The 1,666-nt window shown below is 41.5% G+C and carries 2 protein-coding genes; both read right to left on the bottom strand.

What is annotated here, in order from left to right; translation table 11 throughout:
• A partial coding sequence (locus tag WMO20_RS14310) for a restriction endonuclease subunit S (RefSeq protein ID WP_349187298.1) occupies positions 1-565 on the bottom strand: 565 nt, incomplete at its 3' end.
• Positions 562-1,545, bottom strand: a complete 984-nt coding sequence (gene xerA / locus WMO20_RS14315; protein WP_349187299.1) for a site-specific tyrosine recombinase/integron integrase — start codon at positions 1,543-1,545, stop codon at positions 562-564. The genes xerA and WMO20_RS14310, both read right to left, overlap by 4 nt.
• Positions 1,546-1,666 lie beyond the last annotated feature (121 nt).

Genomic DNA, 1,666 nt, shown 5'->3' on the forward strand with positions numbered 1-1,666 from the left:
CGGCTTGCTGCTCTAAATTATCGTTTATCTCTACATTGTTTGAAATTTTCAAATCTATTGCAGAAAGAAGTGAAACTATTTGATCTTGCTTTTTTCTGTCAGGAAGATTTATCTTGATTTCCCCAATTTGTTTCAAATTAATGTTCGGTTGAGCTGATTGTGCAGATGTCGTATTAATAGTATGTATGACAGACTTTTGATTAAGGTAGTAGTACACATACTCATAGTTTGCTTTTGTATCATCTACCCTTATAATTGCAACCGCTTGATTCGTATTTGCTGGCACCACTTCAGCGGTTGCAATTCCCGTTTTGCCCAAGAACATACCGGCCATCGAGAAAAGGATATCGTTTTCCTCAATTTGAGATCTTTTTAGCCTTTCGTGTGTCCGCTCCGAGATAAAGGCAAATTTACTTTTATCAATCGTTTTCCCATCGACTAAAGACTCTGATTTAATAAAATTAATGCCGCTTTTCTCAAATTTACATCCAATAGATGTCGGCGTTGTCCCTTTTGTTATTTTGGTCGTAATATCTTTTAGCGTCACAATCATATTTTTCCTCATCCTATAAATTTCCTATGTGCCAATTTCACATTTTGTTGTTTTACCATTGCATAGTGCATAGTTGTGTCGATTTTCTGATGTCCTAAAAGCTGCTGCACCTGTTCAATCGGCATTCCCTTGTCAATTGCTGATGTTGCCAATGTACGCCGGAACTTGTGCGGGTGCACCTTATTTAGCTTCAATCGCCGTCCCAATTCACGGAGCATCGTTTCCACGCCACCGATCATCAATCGCTCGTGCGGCTCTTTCAGCGTCACAAAGAGTGCTGGGTTGCTATCTGACCGTTCATCCAGATAATTTTGAAGGTGGATCTTCGTCCGTGCGTCAAAGTATACCAATCGTTCCTTGTTGCCCTTACCAAATACAACACATTCGCGCTCGTTGAAATTGATATCCTCCCGATTAAGTGTCACCAATTCCCCGACACGCATTCCAGAAGATGCCAGCAAATCAATAATCGCCAAATCTCGTACTGTTGAACAGTTGTCACGCATCAGCTCCAACGCTTCATCCGTATACGTTTCCTTGATGATTTTTGCGGTTTTCACTTTGTGAATCCTGCGGACAGGGCTTTTCATAATAAAATCTTCATCTTCCAGCCACGAGAAGAAGCTGGAAAGAATACGCCGGATATTGTCAATTGTAACTTTGCTTGACCGCCGCTGTGTTTGATAATCCGTCAAATACTTTCGCAAATCGTCCGTTGTAATTTGCTGCGGTGATTTTCCCACACCATTCAGCATCGCTTCGATAGTTTTTGAATAGTAGGCTAGTGTTTTCTCGGAACAGCCTTCTATCCGCTTTGCCGTAATGAACGCTGCTACCGAATCTTGTTCATCAACCTTTGGCTGCTCTTCACCCATTTCAATTATGACACCTTGAAATGACGCTTCCAGCACTGCTTTCAAATGCAGCAACTGTTCGTTATTGAGATACGGCAGCATTTTTCGCTGTATCTCGTTGATAATTTGTTTTTTCATCGCCGTATCTCCTTGTTACGATTTCAGAGAACGGCAGCAGTGGCAGTTTCTCCGTAGAATCTCCCGCCACTGGTGAGAGTTATTAACATTATGATAAACGATAATTTAGAGCAGCAAGCCG

It is taken from the genome of Faecalibacterium intestinale (assembly GCF_040096575.1).
GTDB classification, from domain to species: domain Bacteria; phylum Bacillota; class Clostridia; order Oscillospirales; family Ruminococcaceae; genus Faecalibacterium; species Faecalibacterium intestinale.